This is a genomic window from Proteus mirabilis ATCC 29906, from assembly GCF_000160755.1.
In the GTDB taxonomy this organism is placed as follows: domain Bacteria; phylum Pseudomonadota; class Gammaproteobacteria; order Enterobacterales; family Enterobacteriaceae; genus Proteus; species Proteus mirabilis.
This window is the reverse complement of record NZ_GG668578.1, coordinates 40,946-56,137: the sequence shown is the minus strand read 5'-3', so window position 1 is coordinate 56,137 and position 15,192 is coordinate 40,946. Positions and strand designations below refer to the sequence as shown.

The 15,192-nt window shown below is 39.6% G+C and carries 15 protein-coding genes; 11 read left to right on the top strand and 4 right to left on the bottom strand.

What is annotated here, in order from left to right:
- Positions 1 to 132: 132 nt before the first annotated feature.
- On the bottom strand, positions 133 to 2,580 hold the full coding sequence (gene fadE / locus HMPREF0693_RS08395; protein WP_004244809.1) for an acyl-CoA dehydrogenase FadE: 2,448 nt from the start codon (positions 2,578 to 2,580) through the stop codon (positions 133 to 135).
- A gap of 238 nt (positions 2,581 to 2,818) precedes the next feature.
- Between fadE and lpcA the strand changes: the two genes are divergently transcribed.
- Together lpcA and HMPREF0693_RS08385 are read left to right on the top strand one after the other, a co-directional pair.
- Entirely contained in the window at positions 2,819 to 3,397 is a 579-nt protein-coding gene (gene lpcA, locus HMPREF0693_RS08390; protein WP_004244807.1) for a D-sedoheptulose 7-phosphate isomerase, read from the top strand.
- 58 nt (positions 3,398 to 3,455) lie between these two features.
- The gene (locus HMPREF0693_RS08385) at positions 3,456 to 4,223 is read left to right on the top strand and encodes a class II glutamine amidotransferase (protein WP_004244806.1); all 768 of its coding nucleotides are present in this window, start codon (positions 3,456 to 3,458) and stop codon (positions 4,221 to 4,223) included.
- Here HMPREF0693_RS08385 and HMPREF0693_RS08380 read toward each other — a convergent pair.
- The gene (locus HMPREF0693_RS08380; RefSeq protein ID WP_004244805.1) at positions 4,194 to 4,946 is read right to left on the bottom strand and encodes a L,D-transpeptidase family protein; all 753 of its coding nucleotides are present in this window, start codon (positions 4,944 to 4,946) and stop codon (positions 4,194 to 4,196) included. The two genes, HMPREF0693_RS08385 and HMPREF0693_RS08380, sit on opposite strands and share 30 nt — an antisense overlap.
- 415 nt (positions 4,947 to 5,361) lie before the next feature.
- Here HMPREF0693_RS08380 and HMPREF0693_RS08375 point away from each other — a divergent pair, with 415 nt between their 5' ends.
- The 8 genes from HMPREF0693_RS08375 to nqrM all read left to right on the top strand — a co-directional run bounded on the left by HMPREF0693_RS08375 (position 5,362) and on the right by nqrM (position 12,544).
- A complete protein-coding gene (locus HMPREF0693_RS08375) occupies positions 5,362 to 6,702 on the top strand; it encodes a Na(+)-translocating NADH-quinone reductase subunit A (protein ID WP_004244804.1) in 1,341 nt (446 codons plus the stop codon).
- Positions 6,703 to 6,705: 3 nt separating this feature from the next.
- Positions 6,706 to 7,944, top strand: coding sequence for an NADH:ubiquinone reductase (Na(+)-transporting) subunit B (locus HMPREF0693_RS08370; protein WP_004244803.1), 1,239 nt, complete (start codon positions 6,706 to 6,708; stop codon positions 7,942 to 7,944).
- On the top strand, positions 7,937 to 8,722 hold the full coding sequence (locus HMPREF0693_RS08365; RefSeq protein ID WP_004244802.1) for a Na(+)-translocating NADH-quinone reductase subunit C: 786 nt from the start codon (positions 7,937 to 7,939) through the stop codon (positions 8,720 to 8,722). Before HMPREF0693_RS08370 ends, HMPREF0693_RS08365 begins: the two co-directional genes overlap by 8 nt.
- Positions 8,715 to 9,344, top strand: a complete 630-nt coding sequence (locus HMPREF0693_RS08360) for an NADH:ubiquinone reductase (Na(+)-transporting) subunit D (protein WP_004244801.1) — start codon at positions 8,715 to 8,717, stop codon at positions 9,342 to 9,344. Before HMPREF0693_RS08365 ends, HMPREF0693_RS08360 begins: the two co-directional genes overlap by 8 nt.
- Before the next feature lie 5 nt (positions 9,345 to 9,349).
- Complete coding sequence (gene nqrE / locus HMPREF0693_RS08355; RefSeq protein WP_004244800.1) at positions 9,350 to 9,946, top strand: NADH:ubiquinone reductase (Na(+)-transporting) subunit E; 597 nt, start codon at positions 9,350 to 9,352, stop codon at positions 9,944 to 9,946.
- Positions 9,947 to 9,962: 16 nt separating this feature from the next.
- Complete coding sequence (gene nqrF / locus HMPREF0693_RS08350; protein ID WP_004244799.1) at positions 9,963 to 11,189, top strand: NADH:ubiquinone reductase (Na(+)-transporting) subunit F; 1,227 nt, start codon at positions 9,963 to 9,965, stop codon at positions 11,187 to 11,189.
- Positions 11,190 to 11,274: 85 nt separating this feature from the next.
- The gene (locus HMPREF0693_RS08345; RefSeq protein ID WP_004244798.1) at positions 11,275 to 12,297 is read left to right on the top strand and encodes an FAD:protein FMN transferase; all 1,023 of its coding nucleotides are present in this window, start codon (positions 11,275 to 11,277) and stop codon (positions 12,295 to 12,297) included.
- 19 nt (positions 12,298 to 12,316) lie between these two features.
- Positions 12,317 to 12,544 carry a (Na+)-NQR maturation NqrM gene (gene nqrM / locus HMPREF0693_RS08340; RefSeq protein WP_004244797.1) on the top strand — a complete coding sequence of 76 codons (228 nt, stop codon included), beginning with the start codon at positions 12,317 to 12,319 and terminating at the stop codon, positions 12,542 to 12,544.
- A gap of 156 nt (positions 12,545 to 12,700) precedes the next feature.
- Here nqrM and HMPREF0693_RS08335 read toward each other — a convergent pair whose 3' ends face one another.
- On the bottom strand, positions 12,701 to 12,913 hold the full coding sequence (locus HMPREF0693_RS08335; protein ID WP_004244796.1) for a CsbD family protein: 213 nt from the start codon (positions 12,911 to 12,913) through the stop codon (positions 12,701 to 12,703).
- A 93-nt stretch (positions 12,914 to 13,006) separates the two neighbouring features.
- On the bottom strand, positions 13,007 to 13,879 hold the full coding sequence (locus tag HMPREF0693_RS08330; protein ID WP_004244795.1) for a glycerophosphodiester phosphodiesterase family protein: 873 nt from the start codon (positions 13,877 to 13,879) through the stop codon (positions 13,007 to 13,009).
- Positions 13,880 to 14,114: 235 nt separating this feature from the next.
- Here HMPREF0693_RS08330 and dinB point away from each other — a divergent pair, with 235 nt between their 5' ends.
- Positions 14,115 to 15,170 (top strand): DNA polymerase IV, encoded by a 1,056-nt coding sequence (gene dinB, locus HMPREF0693_RS08325; protein WP_004244794.1) that lies wholly within the window; start codon positions 14,115 to 14,117, stop codon positions 15,168 to 15,170.
- The last annotated feature ends 22 nt before the right edge of the window (positions 15,171 to 15,192 follow it).

The window sequence follows — 15,192 nt, the reverse complement described above, 5'->3', positions numbered from 1 at the left end:
TTTTACTATTCCTCCCATTGTGATCATCTCCCAATAAAAAACACCTCATTATTAAATTAAAATAATGAGGTGTTGTATCCGTGTTTCAGTCGTTAAATGGCAGACTATTTATTGACGATCATAACGGCATAATTAGGCTGCTTTATCTGTTTTTATTGTATCAGTTGACGACTTTTTTGCCGGCACCGCCAAGGCATCAAAGTCAAATTCATCCACATTAATACTACGTAAACGGCTTTGCTCCGCTTTGCGTAAGATATCTGCTTCTTCGGGAGTCACTCGTTTATCAGCTAAAGCCTTATCCGCTAATTTATCTAATTGAGTGAAGCTAAATTTCTTTTCATAGAGTCGACAGATACGTTCAAACAGTGGCTCTGCGGCTAAAATATCGAGCAGAGCTTCTTCCATTAAGCCATGAGGATTGTGCTCACTGGGTGTGAGGAATTGCCCTTTACCAATACGATCACGGGTTTCAGAAGGTTGTTGGATAATTTGAGCCACTTTACTATCTAACTTATCTGAAGGCAGTTTCTGCACTTTACCCAGAGGGAAAATAATGGCGCGCAGGGCTCCTGCAATAAAACGATTTGGGAAATTGCGTAATAGCTCATCAATGGCATTTTCTGCTTGGTATAAACACTCTTTAATACTCCAGTGTACCAGTGGTAAATCAGCGGTATTACGACCTTCATCCTCATAACGTTTTAGTACCGCAGAGGCGAGGAAAATATGACTTAAAATGTCGCCAAGCCTTGCAGAAATACGTTCACGACGTTTTAAACTACCACCTAAAACCCCCATGGCAACATCAGAAAGTAACGCCATGTTGGCACTGAGCCGGTTAATTTGTTGGTAATAACGACGAGTTTCATCTTTTGTTGGCGCGGTACTTAAGCGACCATTAGTGATACCTAACCAAAGGCTACGTAATGTATTACTGGCAACATGGCCTAAGTGACCAAATAAGGCATGATCAAAGTCGTGTAAGTTGTTATCTCTAGCCGCTGCAATTTCATCTAAAACATAAGGGTGGCAACGAATAGCCCCTTGTCCATAAATGATCATGCTACGAGTGAGAATATTAGCGCCTTCCACCGTAATGGCGATGGGGGAGCCTTGATAAGAGCGAGCCACAAAGTTAGAAGGGCCAAGACAAATCCCTTTTCCACCAACAATATCCATTGCATCAATAATCCCGCGTTGCGCTCTATGGGTACAATGATATTTTACGATAGCAGAAAGTACGGCAGGCTTTTCTCCTAACATAATACCTGTGGTAATTAAGGTTGAAGCTGCATCCAAGAGATAAGCATTACCAGCAAGGCGCGCTAATGGCTCTTCAATTCCTTCCATCTTACCGATAGGAAGCTTAAACTGACGACGAATTCGAGAGTAAGCACCTGTTGCCATTGCTGCACTTTTTAAGCCTCCAGTGGAGTTAGATGGCAGTGTGATACCACGACCGACTGAAAGACATTCCACCAGCATTCTCCAACCTTGGCCTGCCATTTTTGGACCACCGATAATAAAATCGATAGGAACGAAAACATCTTTACCACGAGTGGGACCATTCATAAAAGGAACATTGAGTGGGAAATGGCGATGACCAATTTCTACCCCTTTTACGTCGGTTGGAATTAAAGCACAAGTAATACCGGGATTTTCATTATCACTCAGTAGATGGTCTGGATCGCGAAGTTTAAAAGCGAGTCCTAATACTGTGGCTATAGGTGCTAAAGTAATATAGCGTTTATTCCATGTGAGACGAATACCAAGGACTTGCTCACCTTGCCATTCCCCCATACAAACCACACCACTATCAGGGATAGCGCCAGCATCAGAGCCTGCTTCAGGGCTGGTTAATGCAAAGCATGGAATTTCATCACCTTTGGCTAAACCAGGTAAGTAACGTTTTTTCTGCTCATCAGTACCATAATGTTGCAATAACTCACCTGGACCTAATGAATTAGGTACACCTACAGTGATGGCGAGAATACCTGAAACACCCGCGAGCTTTTGCAGTACACGAGATTGTGCATAGGCAGAAAACTCTAATCCGCCATACTCTTTTTTGATAATCATCGCAAAGAAACGATGGTCTTTTAAATATTGCCAAATCTCAGGAGGTAAATCAGCTAGTTCATGTGTGATTTGGAAATCATTGGTCATGCGACAAACTTCTTCAACTGGACCATCCAGAAAAGCTTGTTCTTCAGCGGTAAGTTGTGGCTTAGGATAATTGTGAAGTTGTTTCCAATCTGGTGCTCCACGGAATAATTCACCTTCCCACCATGTTGTTCCCGCATCAATGGCCTCTTGCTCTGTCTTAGACATAGATGGCATCACTTTTTGGAAAGCCTTTAGTGCAGGGGCTGAGATATATGCTTTGCGAATAGAAGGAAGAGTGAATGGTAATAATATCAATGCAACGGGCAGTAATAGCCAGTAGCTCCAGATATTGGCTAAACCCATCACGAAAGTATAAGCAATAAGTAAGATACTGCTTACTACAAGGCTGTATTTTCGGTAACTAAGTATACCGATGAGAACTAAGAAAAGCACAATACTGAGTAGGGTCATAATAAAACTCCTGTATTTGCAAGACATCAGAGGTCAGACCTGTTGTGTGTTATTTAGATCTAATGCAGTCACCAAGTTTTAGCAATATTTTTACATTCTAATTACAATGTAGCTCACAAATTATTCGTAAATGAGAGAAGTTAGCATTTGTAGGTAAAGAGGTGCTTCTTTCGTATCATTGGATCCGTTACACTGAGAAATAGATATTTTTTGATCCCTTTTCTGGAGTAAAAATCCTATGTACCAAGATCTTATTCGTGGCGAATTAACTGAAGCGGCAGATACACTCTCTCGTTTTTTACAAGATGATGCGAATATTGAAGCCATTCAAAAAGCAGCTGTATTATTAGCAGACTCATTTAAAGCAGGCGGCAAAGTTTTATCCTGTGGTAATGGGGGATCACACTGTGATGCTATGCATTTTGCAGAAGAATTAACGGGGCGCTATCGTGAAAATAGACCCGGTTATCCTGCTATCGCAATTTCTGATGTGAGCCATATTTCTTGTGTGAGTAACGACTTTGGTTATGAATATGTTTTTTCACGTTATGTGGAAGCGGTAGGTAAAGAGGGTGACGTATTACTGGGGATCTCAACTTCCGGTAATTCAGGCAATATTATTAAAGCCATTAGTGCCGCTCGTGAAAAAGGTATGAAAGTTATTACTCTAACAGGTAAAGATGGCGGAAAAATGGCAGGGAGTGCAGATATTGAAATTCGTGTCCCTCATTTTGGTTATGCCGACCGTATTCAAGAAATCCATATCAAAGTTATTCATATTCTGATCCAGCTGATTGAAAAAGAAATGGAAAAATAACGATATAGTAATATTGCCTTATATGAATAATTAAAGCGTGAGTAAGTAGGAGCGGGCGATGTGTGAATTGTTGGGCATGAGTGCAAATGTACCCACTGATATCAATTTTAGTTTAAGTGGCCTCATTCCTCGTGGTGGTAAAACTGGCCCTCATAAAGACGGCTGGGGTATCACCTTTTATGAAGGATTAGGATGTCGTACATTTAAAGATCCACAAGCTAGTGCCGTTTCACCCGTCGCTCGTTTTGTACAAGAATACCCCATTAAATCACATGCTGTCATTGCGCATATTCGCCAAGCTAATCGAGGTAATGTCAGTTTAGAAAATACGCATCCTTTTACCCGTGAACTGTGGGGTAAAAATTGGACTTATGCTCATAATGGACAACTTAAAGGTTATCAATCACTGGATACAGGGCGTTTTAGAGCGGTAGGACAGACTGATAGTGAAAAAGCCTTTTGCTGGATATTAAATCAGCTTGAAAAGCGTTACCAGAGAACACCATCTAATTGGCCGGCGGTCTTTCGTTTCATTGCTATTTTAGCTGATCAATTGCGGCAAAAAGGTGTGTTTAATATGTTGTTATCCGATGGCCGATTTGTTATGGCATATTGTTCAACTAATTTACACTGGATAACCCGTAAAGCTCCTTTTGGTAAGGCCAAATTGCTGGATCAAGATATTGAAATTGATTTTCAGCAACACACTAAAGCGGATGATATTGTGTCGGTAATATCGACATTACCCTTAACAGGTAATGAATCTTGGCAAAAAATTCCTGTTGGTGAGTTTGTTTTATTTGATCGTGGGTTGCGAATTTTGTAACCATTTACTATCGATACTTTTAGCTAAATTTAATGTGGAAATAGCCTCACGATTATTCACCAAATAGCGACCGTTTTTTACACTAATTACTGGGATTTTTTGGTATTCTTCCACATATTGGTAAGCAGGTGCTAACTGTTGCCAAAAATCCATATTGGCAGAGTATTGGAATTTTTTCATATTTTCGGCTGTCATTTTAAAAGGGAAAATATGAATATTAATGTTCTGTTGGCCATTTTTCAGCGCAAGTTCGGCATATTGGTAGATTTCATCCATCACAGTATCGGTCATTGCATAGCAACCCACTGATTTACAAGCACCGTGGATCATCAAAAAATCACCGGTATAACCTTGCTCTTGATCGTATTGATTAGGAAATCCTAGGTTAATTGCTCGATAAAACCGACTATTTGGGTTAAGCTGAGTTTGATTAACTTGATAAAAGCCTTCGGGACTTTTTAAATCACCTTGATATTTCTTCGGACCTAATCCTCCCGAATAGCTACAAATGGGATAAGTACGTATTTTCTCTAATTGTCCATCCTGTTTTTCTATATACAGTTCTAGTAAGTTTTCTTCTTTAAATATTTGAATATAGATGGGCTCCCCTGTACTTTTTTTAACAGGTTTGATAAGAAATTTTGAACTATTTTCAGCATTAACAAATAATGAGGTTAATATTATTGTTAAAAATATGATTAATTGTTTTGCGTGACTGGTCATGGTTTTATCAAAAAAAAGGCTTAAAATTTGTTGATAAACTAGATTGTAGATTGCAATGAAGCAATCAATTTGTAAATTTAAATCTACTATGGTTTCTTTTCTATTACAAAATATTCTGTATAAAACTTAATCGTTGGTCGAGAAATGTGATATTTTAATTCGGTTTATGCGAATTGTTAACGTTTCAGTCAAAATAATATTCCCATTTGCTTGAGCTAAATCACTCGAATAGTCAGACAGGCTGAAACTGAGATGATAAAATTCAGATCGGCAGAATAAGAGAAAATAGTAACAATTATCGGAGATAAATAACTTAGGGTATCAAACTACCTTAAGGTGTTTTTATTACAGAGTCGCTACATTTTCGGGGTGAATTTGTAGCTTAGGGTTTAACTGATAAACTTGTGCAAATCTTATGATTAAAATTAAAAAAGGACTCGACCTCCCAATTGCAGGAGCGCCTGCCCAAGTGATAGAAGACGGACCCGCGATTCGACACGTAGCTTTGCTAGGTGAAGAATATGTCGGAATGCGTCCTTCTATGATGGTTTCGGAAGGTGAGCATGTTAAAAAAGGGCAGGTTCTTTTTGAAGATAAAAAGAACCCCGGTGTAATATTCACAAGCCCTGCGTGTGGTAAAGTTGTTGCCATTAACCGCGGTGAGCGCCGTGTACTTCAATCCGTTGTTATTGAAGTTGACGGCGATGAAGAAGTCACTTTCGACAGTTATGATAGCTCATCACTTTCAGAATTGACCCGTGAACAGGTAGAAACAAACCTAGTAAATTCAGGTTTATGGACAGCGTTAAGAACACGTCCATACAGTCGTTCCCCTAAATTAGGAACCACGCCAGTGGCAATTTTTGTCACTGCGATGGATACTAATCCATTAGCGGCAGATCCTACTGTGATCATTGAACAAAACGAGCAGGCTTTTAACGATGGTCTGATTGTTTTAAGTAAATTAACAGAGGGTAAGGTGCATGTTTGTCATGGTGAAAAAGCACCGGCTAAACTCAATGATGGACAAATTAGCTATAACCAATTTGTTGGCCCTCATCCTGCGGGATTAGTGGGTACTCATATCCATTTTTTAGAGCCAGTCAGCGCGAAAAAAATGGTATGGCATCTTAACTACCAAGATGTTATTGCGATGGGGTATCTCTTTACTACCGGCTCTTTATATACCGAGCGTGTTGTTGCATTAGCGGGACCTCAAGTTAAAGCCCCTCGATTATTACGTACCTGTTTAGGTGCTGATCTTTATGAATTAACGAAAGATCAATTAGTCGATGGTGATAATCGTATTATTTCTGGCTCTATTTTATGGGGTTGGAAATCGGACGAAGCGCATCACTATTTAGGCCGTTTTCATAACCAAGTCTCTGTATTACGCGAAGGTCGTGAAAAAGAGTTATTTGGTTGGGGTTATCCAGGTACTAATAAATTCTCCATTACACGTACCACAATTGGTCACTTCTTAAAGAACAAACGTTTTGCATTTACAACCACAATGAATGGTGGTGAACGTTCAATGGTGCCAATTGGTAACTATGAGCGTGTTATGCCATTAGACATTATGGCAACACATTTGTTACGTGATTTGATTGTCGGTGATACTGACAGTGCTCAAGCATTAGGTTGTTTGGAATTGGACGAAGAAGATTTGGGACTATGTACTTATGTTTGTCCAAGCAAATATGAGTATGGCCCAGCACTGCGCCAAGTATTGACCAAAATTGAGCAGGAAGGGTAACTCATGGGGTTGAAAAATTTATTTGAAAAAGTAGAGCACCATTTTGAGCCCGGTGGTAAATACGCCAAGTGGTATGTACTCTATGAAGCGGTCACAACGGTTTTTTATACGCCGGGTACGGTGACACGTAATGGTTCGCATGTACGCGATACCATCGATCTAAAACGTATGATGATCCTTGTTTGGTTATCTGTTTTCCCAGCGATGTTCTGGGGAATGTATAACGTTGGTCAACAAGCGATCCCTGCTCTTAATCAGTTGTATAGTGGTGCTGAGTTACAGCAAGTGATTGCTTCTGATTGGCACTATGCACTTGCACAGTATTTAGGTGCATCATTGACACCAGATGCTGGGTGGGGAAGTAAAATGCTCCTTGGGGCAACTTACTTTTTACCTATCTATCTTGTTGTATTTGCGGTAGGTGGTTTCTGGGAAGTGTTATTTTCCCTTATTCGCGGACATGAAATTAACGAAGGTTTCTTTGTTACTTCTATTCTGTTTGCGTTAATTGTGCCGCCCACATTACCATTATGGCAGGCTGCTTTAGGTATCACCTTTGGTGTCGTAATTGCAAAAGAGATTTTTGGTGGAACAGGACGTAACTTCTTAAACCCCGCATTAGCAGGGCGTGCTTTCCTCTTCTTTGCTTATCCGGCACAAATTTCAGGTGATCTTGTTTGGACTGCCGCTGATGGTTTCTCTGGTGCAACCCCTCTCTCTCAATGGTCTGTTTCTGGTCAAAGTGCATTGTTAAATAATGTCACTCAGCAGCCTATTTCTTGGATGGATGCATTCCTTGGAAATATCCCTGGTTCTATTGGTGAAGTCTCAACACTGATGATCCTAATTGGCGGCGCAATCATTTTATTTGCTCGTATCGCATCATGGCGCATTGTTGCCGGTGTGATGGTGGGTATGATTGCAATGTCATATCTGTTTAACTTGATTGGTTCTGACTCTAATCCATTATTCTCAATGCCTTGGCACTGGCACCTCGTATTAGGTGGCTTTGCATTTGGTATGATGTTTATGGCAACCGATCCGGTATCAGCTTCATTCACTGATAAAGGCAAATGGGCTTACGGTATTTTAATTGGCGTAATGGCTGTGCTAATCCGTGTCGTCAATCCGGCTTACCCAGAAGGAATGATGCTAGCAATCTTATTCGCCAACTTATTTGCACCGCTGTTTGACTATGTGGTTGTTCAGGCGAATATTAAGCGGAGAAAAGCTCGTGGCTAAAGAAAAAAACAAAGATAGCGTCGGAAGAACGTTCCTCGTTGTATTTATTCTATGTCTTGTTTGTTCCGTGGTAGTGGCTGGCTCTGCTGTTGGACTTAAATCTAAGCAAGAAGAGCAAAAGCTACTGGATAAACAACGTAATATTCTAGATGTTGCTGGTTTATTGGTGCCTAAGATGAGCGCCAGTGAAGTACTCAAAGTTTACGATACACGCATTAAAGCTAAGATTGTAAACTTCAAAACTGGCGAATTGACAGACAGTAAAGGCGACTTTGATTTAAATAGCGAACTACGTAGCGATGAAACCTCTATCGCACTATCACCTGAAGAAGATATTGCAAAAATTCGTCGTCGTGCCAATACCGCAGAAGTTTACTTTGTTCTTGATGATCAAGGTAAAACCCAAGAAGTGGTACTGCCCGTCTATGGTTCAGGCCTATGGTCGGTCATGTATGCCTTTGTTGCGGTAGATATTGATGGTGTAACAGCGAAGGGGATTACCTATTATTCTCATGGTGAAACGCCGGGGCTAGGTGGAGAAGTTGATAATCCGCAATGGAAGGCACAGTGGAAAGGTAAACGCTTACTGAATGAAGAAGGTGTGCCTGCTATTAAAATCGTACGTGGCGGGGCATCAGATAGTCCTTATGGTATTGATGGCCTTTCAGGTGCAACCTTAACCTCTAACGGCGTTCAACATATGTTCGATTTTTGGTTAGGTGATAAAGGTTTCGGCCCATTCCTGAAAAAAGTTCGTGAAGGAGAGATCAATGGCTGATACAAAAGAGATCAAACGCGTTTTACTCGGGCCGTTGTTAGATAATAACCCGATTGCCTTACAGGTATTAGGGGTCTGTTCTGCATTAGCAGTAACAACCAAGCTTGAGACGGCATTAGTAATGACCATTGCGGTAACATTAGTGACGGCATTCTCAAACTTCTTTATTTCACTGATCCGCAACTATATCCCCAGCAGTGTACGTATTATTGTGCAAATGGCGATCATTGCTTCATTAGTAATTGTGGTAGACCAAGTTTTACAAGCGTACGCTTATGAAATATCTAAACAGCTTTCTGTTTTCGTTGGTCTTATCATTACTAACTGTATCGTGATGGGACGCGCTGAAGCCTATGCGATGAAGTCACCACCTATCGAAAGCTTTATGGATGGTATCGGTAATGGCCTAGGATATGGGGTTATCTTGATCCTTGTTGGATTTTTACGTGAGCTATTTGGTTCAGGTAAATTATTTGGCATTACGGTGATGGAATCTATCCAAAACGGCGGTTGGTATCAACCTAATGGCTTATTCCTATTAGCGCCAAGTGCTTTCTTTATTATTGGCTTGCTAATTTGGGGATTACGTACATTAAAACCTGCACAGGTTGAAGAGGACTAATTGCCATGGAACATTATATAAGCTTATTTGTTCGTGCTGTTTTTATTGAAAATATGGCACTGGCGTTCTTCTTAGGGATGTGTACTTTCCTTGCGGTATCTAAAAATGTAAAAACAGCATTTGGATTAGGTATTGCGGTAACCGTTGTTCTGGGGCTTTCTGTACCTTTGAATAACTTGGTTTACAACTATGTACTACGCGCAAATGCATTAATGGAAGGTGTTGATTTAAGTTTCTTAAACTTTATCACTTTCATTGGTGTGATTGCGGCTCTGGTACAGATCCTCGAGATGATTTTAGATCGCTACTTCCCTTCGCTATATAACGCATTGGGGATCTTCTTGCCACTGATCACTGTTAACTGCGCTATTTTTGGTGGTGTGTCCTTTATGGCACAACGTGACTATAACTTTAGTGAATCTATTGTATATGGTTTCGGCTCTGGAATTGGCTGGATGTTAGCTATCGTATTACTGGCTTCTATTCGCGAAAAAATGAAATACGCGGATGTACCGTCAGGTATGAAGGGATTAGGAGTTACTTTTGTCACCACAGGGTTGATGGCATTAGGTTTCATGTCCTTCTCTGGTGTTCAGCTATAAAGGGTGAGAAGAACTCATGGATATAATTATTCTAGGTGTTGCGATGTTTACCCTGATTGTATTGGTGCTAACTGCATTGATTTTGTTTGCAAAATCAAAGTTAGTCAATACAGGGGATATTGAAGTTGAGGTGAATGGAGATCCTGAAAAAAGTTTCCATGCGCCAGCCGGTGATAAATTACTCAATGTATTATCAAACGAAGGTATTTTTATCTCATCTGCATGTGGTGGTGGTGGCTCTTGTGGTCAATGCCGCGTAAAAGTACTTGAAGGTGGTGGAGATATTCTTCCTACTGAGCTTTCTCATATTAATAAGCGTGAAGCTAAAGAAGGTTGCCGTTTAGCTTGTCAGGTTAACGTTAAAAATAATCTGAAATTAGAGCTACCCGAAGAGATCTTCGGGATTAAAAAATGGGAATGTGAAGTTATCTCAAATGATAACAAAGCCACGTTTATTAAAGAGTTGGTATTAAAAATTCCTGAAGGTGAAGTGGTACCTTTCCGTGCTGGGGGCTTTATTCAGATTGAATGTCCTCCTCACACAGTGCGCTATGAAGATTTTGATGTTCCTGAAGAGTATCGTGAAGATTGGGATAAATTTAATTTATTCCGCTATGTTTCTGAAGTTAAAGAGACCACAGTGCGTGCATACTCCATGGCGAACTACCCTGAAGAGCATGGCATTATCATGTTAAACGTGCGTATTGCGACACCGCCACCACGTAATCCTGATGTGCCACCGGGAATTATGTCATCTTATATCTGGTCATTAAAACCGGGTGATAAAGTGACAATTTCAGGACCATTTGGTGAATTCTTCGCAAAAGAAACTGATGCGGAAATGATCTTCATTGGTGGTGGTGCTGGTATGGCACCGATGCGTTCACATATTTTTGATCAGCTAAAACGCTTACATTCTAAACGTAAAATTAGCTTCTGGTATGGTGCTCGTTCTGTGCGTGAAATGTTCTATACAGAAGATTTTGATATGCTGGCTAAAGAGAATGAAAACTTTACTTGGCATGTTGCGTTGTCAGATGCATTACCGGAAGATAATTGGACGGGTTACACCGGCTTTATTCACAATGTGCTCTATGAAAACTACCTCAAAGATCATCCAGCACCAGAAGATTGTGAATTCTATATGTGTGGACCACCAGTGATGAATGCTGCGGTGATCAAAATGCTTAAAGATTTAGGCGTAGAAGATGAAAATATTATGCTGGATGACTTTGGTGGTTGATTTTTCTCATAAAGTAGATAAAGCATAACAGTATGAAATGACAAGCGCCCACTAATGTGGGCGCTCATGATCAGAAGAGAGATATATGTTAAAAAGAAAGATGATGCATGGGATCTTGATGCTATGTGCACTGGTTTTCTTATCAGCCTGTGGTGAAAAACAGCAGGTGTTAGAAGGCGAAACGATGGGAACTTACTATTCAATTAAATATGTTCCTAGTAGTGATTCACCTTCACAAAGCGTCTTACAAACAGAAATCGATCGTATTCTTGAAGAAGTGAACGATCAAATGTCAACGTATCGTCCTCAATCTGAATTAAGTCGTTTCAATCAAAGTCGTGAAATTAATACGCCATTCCCAGTTTCACCCGCTACTGCTAAAGTCGTTAGTGAAGCGATTCGTATTAATAAAATTACGGATGGGGCTTTAGATGTTACTGTTGGGCCTTTAGTCAATTTATGGGGGTTTGGCCCTGAAGGACGTTTTACTCATCAACCTTCAGCCGATGAACTAGCTAAACGTAAAAAATGGACGGGAATTGATTACCTTGCAGTGGAAGGTAATACATTAATTAAAAAAATACCTGAGCTTTATGTTGATCTCTCTTCTATTGCTAAAGGTTACGGTGTTGATGCTGTTGCCGAATATTTGATTTCTCAAAATATTACCAACTATATGGTTGATATTGGTGGTGAGGTGAGAACACAAGGTGTTAATGGTAATGATAAACCTTGGCGCATTGCGATTGAAAAACCTGCTAATGATGGCACCACACAGAGTGTACAATTAATTATTGAACCGGGTGATAATTCGATTGCGACATCGGGGGATTATCGTAACTATTTTGAAGAAGATGGCGTCCGTTTTTCTCATACGATTGATCCTACAACAGGTCGCCCAATCAAACATAACCTTGCCTCTATTACCGTAATTGTACCTACTTGTATGAGTGCTGATGGTTTATCAACAGGGTTAAATGTTCTGGGGCCTGAAAAGGGCTTAGAGGTAGCAAATAAATTAAATATTCCTGTTTTTATGATAGTTAAAACTGAAAATGGGTTTGAAGAGCGTTATAGTAAGGCATTCGCCCCATTCTTGAAAAAGTAGAATTTAAGGAGAGAAGGTTATGTTAAAAATATTTCTTTTTGCCTTCATCTTGTTCTTACTGGCATTCTTTGGAATGGCTTTAGGATATATTGTTAAACGTAAAAGTATTCAGGGCAGTTGTGGTGGTTTAGGCTCTATTGGTATTGAGAAAGAGTGTGATTGTCCTGAACCTTGTGATGCTCGTAAAAAAAGAATGGCGAAAGAAGCTGCTCGCCAAGAGCTATTGCAAAAAAACCGCATCTTATAGTTTGGTTATCGATGCATTTTTTTGCTAACGATAGATTTATCAAGTAATAGCTAAAATAAAAGAGTGACGTATATTTTATACGCCACTCTTTTTTGTTTAGAAAAATCGCTTTCAGATAAGGATATTAAGCTTTTTAATACTGTGATTAAGTCGCTGCTACTTCCAAGGATAAGGGTTACTGCCTTCCCACTCTAATACTTCTTTTTTTGCCTCATCATAAGAATAGCCATAATGCTCTTGGAGTTTCCCTATCAGTTGCTCTCTGGTTCCTTCAATAATATCCAGTTCATCATGGGTGAGTTTTCCCCATTTTTCTTTCACTTTTCCTTTAAATAAATTCCAGTCACCAGAAGCTTTATTATTTAACATCTTATTCCACCTAACTTATTTCTGTTTATTGACACTATTAAGTGTAGAAGAGAAATGTATTAAGGTAAAAAAGCGCCAATGTCGCAACGATGTTTACTCTTTTCTGAATGCTTTTATTTTAGCTGGAGAATCAACCATAACTGCATCAGCACCTAATTCTACTGCTTGCAAATAATCTTTCTCAGTATTGATACCGAATAAAACGATATGCGCATTACCCCCCGCACGAAAACAAGACATCGCATCTTTGTCCCAACTTAATACAGCCGCTGAACGAGCTTCACCTAAGGTATATTTTTCAACCACCTCAACTTTTCTGTGCAGTTCAAGGCCATACCAACGTGTGATATCAAGATTTTCTGGCAGTAAACAGATATGCCCCATAGTAATATTGGCTAAGATATCGCGGGTAACATCACGACTTTCAAAGCGTTGTACGTTATCAGGTAACGCATCTAAAAAAGCACTATTGGTAGAATAAACACGCGTTCTCTCTAACGCATTATGTTTGCTTAATACCGAAGCTAATGCTTTGCCTTGTATAACGGGATCGGCATCAGGTGATTTTAAGTCAATATAGAATTGTGTTTTAGGAAATTGAGTCAGAATATACTCCAATGTCGGGATAGTAACCCCTTTATTGCGATATGGAAATTGTTGTGCTTCCCCATATTTATATCCTGCATCCCATTGCGCCAATTCTTTGGCAGTAAAGGTTGAAATTGCCCCTTGCCCATTAGTGAGGCTTTTTAGATCACTTGGACGATAAAGAACAGGGACATTATCTTTAGACAGTTGAACGGTTATCCAAATTGCATCAGCTTGATTGCTTAGTGCTGTTTTGATAGCAATTTCGGTATTTTCAGGTGCATCCGCTGTGCCACCTCTGTGTGCAATAATTTTAGGAGAAGCCATAACAAATACTGAGTAAAAGAGGAATGAAATTGCAATAAATATTTTGATCATATAACTCTATTTCCTTGTTTTATATTTGATTTTCAAATAATTACGATAAAAATAAAAAGAGCAGAATAAGTTAAAAGTAATCTATCATTACTGTGTGACATTTCTATAAACAAACGTACTTAATTAAAATAATAATCACTAATATCACTTAAAATAGGTATAGATCAGGGAATAAAAATTGTAGTTAATGGTTATTTACTGTATATTTAAACAGTAAATAGCGTGAGGTGATTGTATGCGGAAAATTATTCATGTCGATATGGATTGTTTCTATGCTGCGATTGAAATGAGAGATAACCCTACATTAAAAGAGATCCCTATCGCAGTCGGTGGTAATGCTTCTCGTCGAGGTGTTATCTGTACTGCTAATTATCCTGCTCGCCGTTTTGGTGTCCGTAGTGCCATGTCAACGGCTACGGCATTAAAATTATGCCCTCATTTAAAAGTATTGCCCGGTCGCATGGCATTATATAAAGAGACTTCAGCTAAAATTCGTCAAATATTTGCCCGTTATACAGATTTAATAGAGCCGCTTTCATTAGATGAAGCTTATCTTGATGTCTCTGATAGTAAACACTGTCACGGCTCTGCCACATTGATAGCGCAACAGATCCGCCAGCAAATTTTTGCTGAACTTAACCTCACGGCTTCCGCCGGTATTGCACCGATTAAGTTTCTCGCCAAAATAGCATCTGATTTAAATAAACCAAATGGACAATATGTGATCACCCCTGAACAGATGGATGACTTTATTTTAAAATTACCATTAAATAAAATTCCGGGAGTAGGAAAAGTCACCTTTGCTCGATTACAAGAGATGGGATTAGAAACCTGTGCTGATGTTCGTGGTACGGATGTTATTTCCTTAGTGAGAAATCTAGGTAAATTTGGGCAAAGCTTATGGGAGCGTAGCCATGGTATTGATGAGCGATTAATCAATCCTGAACGTTTAAGAAAATCTGTTGGTGTTGAGCGCACACTGGCTGAAGATATTGATTCATGGGATGAGTGTTTAGCATTGCTTGATGGATTATATGATGAATTAGAAAAACGATTAAGCCGAGTGAAACCTGATCTTAGAATTGCGAGACAAGGGGTTAAATTAAAATTTGATGATTTCCAGTTAACCACCCAAGAGCATTCTCATCCTATTTTAGAAAAAACGGATTTAATTGATATTGCTTATCAGGCATGGCATGAACGTCGAAATGGCAGGGGAGTAAGATTAGTCGGTTTTCATGTTACGTTGCAAGATCCACAAATGGAACGACAACTTCTTTTAGCATTATAAGTATTAAAAAACCATAGCGAGC

What these genes read in the sequence shown, in the direction of transcription:
- fadE (WP_004244809.1), bottom strand. Translation starts at nt 2,580, where the DNA reads ATGACCCTACTCAGTATTGTGCTTTTCTTAGTTCTCATCGGTATACTT.
- lpcA (WP_004244807.1), top strand. Translation starts at nt 2,819, where the DNA reads ATGTACCAAGATCTTATTCGTGGCGAATTAACTGAAGCGGCAGATACA.
- HMPREF0693_RS08385 (WP_004244806.1), top strand. Translation starts at nt 3,456, where the DNA reads ATGTGTGAATTGTTGGGCATGAGTGCAAATGTACCCACTGATATCAAT.
- HMPREF0693_RS08380 (WP_004244805.1), bottom strand. Translation starts at nt 4,946, where the DNA reads ATGACCAGTCACGCAAAACAATTAATCATATTTTTAACAATAATATTA.
- HMPREF0693_RS08375 (WP_004244804.1), top strand. Translation starts at nt 5,362, where the DNA reads ATGATTAAAATTAAAAAAGGACTCGACCTCCCAATTGCAGGAGCGCCT.
- HMPREF0693_RS08370 (WP_004244803.1), top strand. Translation starts at nt 6,706, where the DNA reads ATGGGGTTGAAAAATTTATTTGAAAAAGTAGAGCACCATTTTGAGCCC.
- HMPREF0693_RS08360 (WP_004244801.1), top strand. Translation starts at nt 8,715, where the DNA reads ATGGCTGATACAAAAGAGATCAAACGCGTTTTACTCGGGCCGTTGTTA.
- nqrE (WP_004244800.1), top strand. Translation starts at nt 9,350, where the DNA reads ATGGAACATTATATAAGCTTATTTGTTCGTGCTGTTTTTATTGAAAAT.
- nqrF (WP_004244799.1), top strand. Translation starts at nt 9,963, where the DNA reads ATGGATATAATTATTCTAGGTGTTGCGATGTTTACCCTGATTGTATTG.
- HMPREF0693_RS08345 (WP_004244798.1), top strand. Translation starts at nt 11,275, where the DNA reads ATGTTAAAAAGAAAGATGATGCATGGGATCTTGATGCTATGTGCACTG.
- nqrM (WP_004244797.1), top strand. Translation starts at nt 12,317, where the DNA reads ATGTTAAAAATATTTCTTTTTGCCTTCATCTTGTTCTTACTGGCATTC.
- HMPREF0693_RS08335 (WP_004244796.1), bottom strand. Translation starts at nt 12,913, where the DNA reads ATGTTAAATAATAAAGCTTCTGGTGACTGGAATTTATTTAAAGGAAAA.
- HMPREF0693_RS08330 (WP_004244795.1), bottom strand. Translation starts at nt 13,879, where the DNA reads ATGATCAAAATATTTATTGCAATTTCATTCCTCTTTTACTCAGTATTT.
- dinB (WP_004244794.1), top strand. Translation starts at nt 14,115, where the DNA reads ATGCGGAAAATTATTCATGTCGATATGGATTGTTTCTATGCTGCGATT.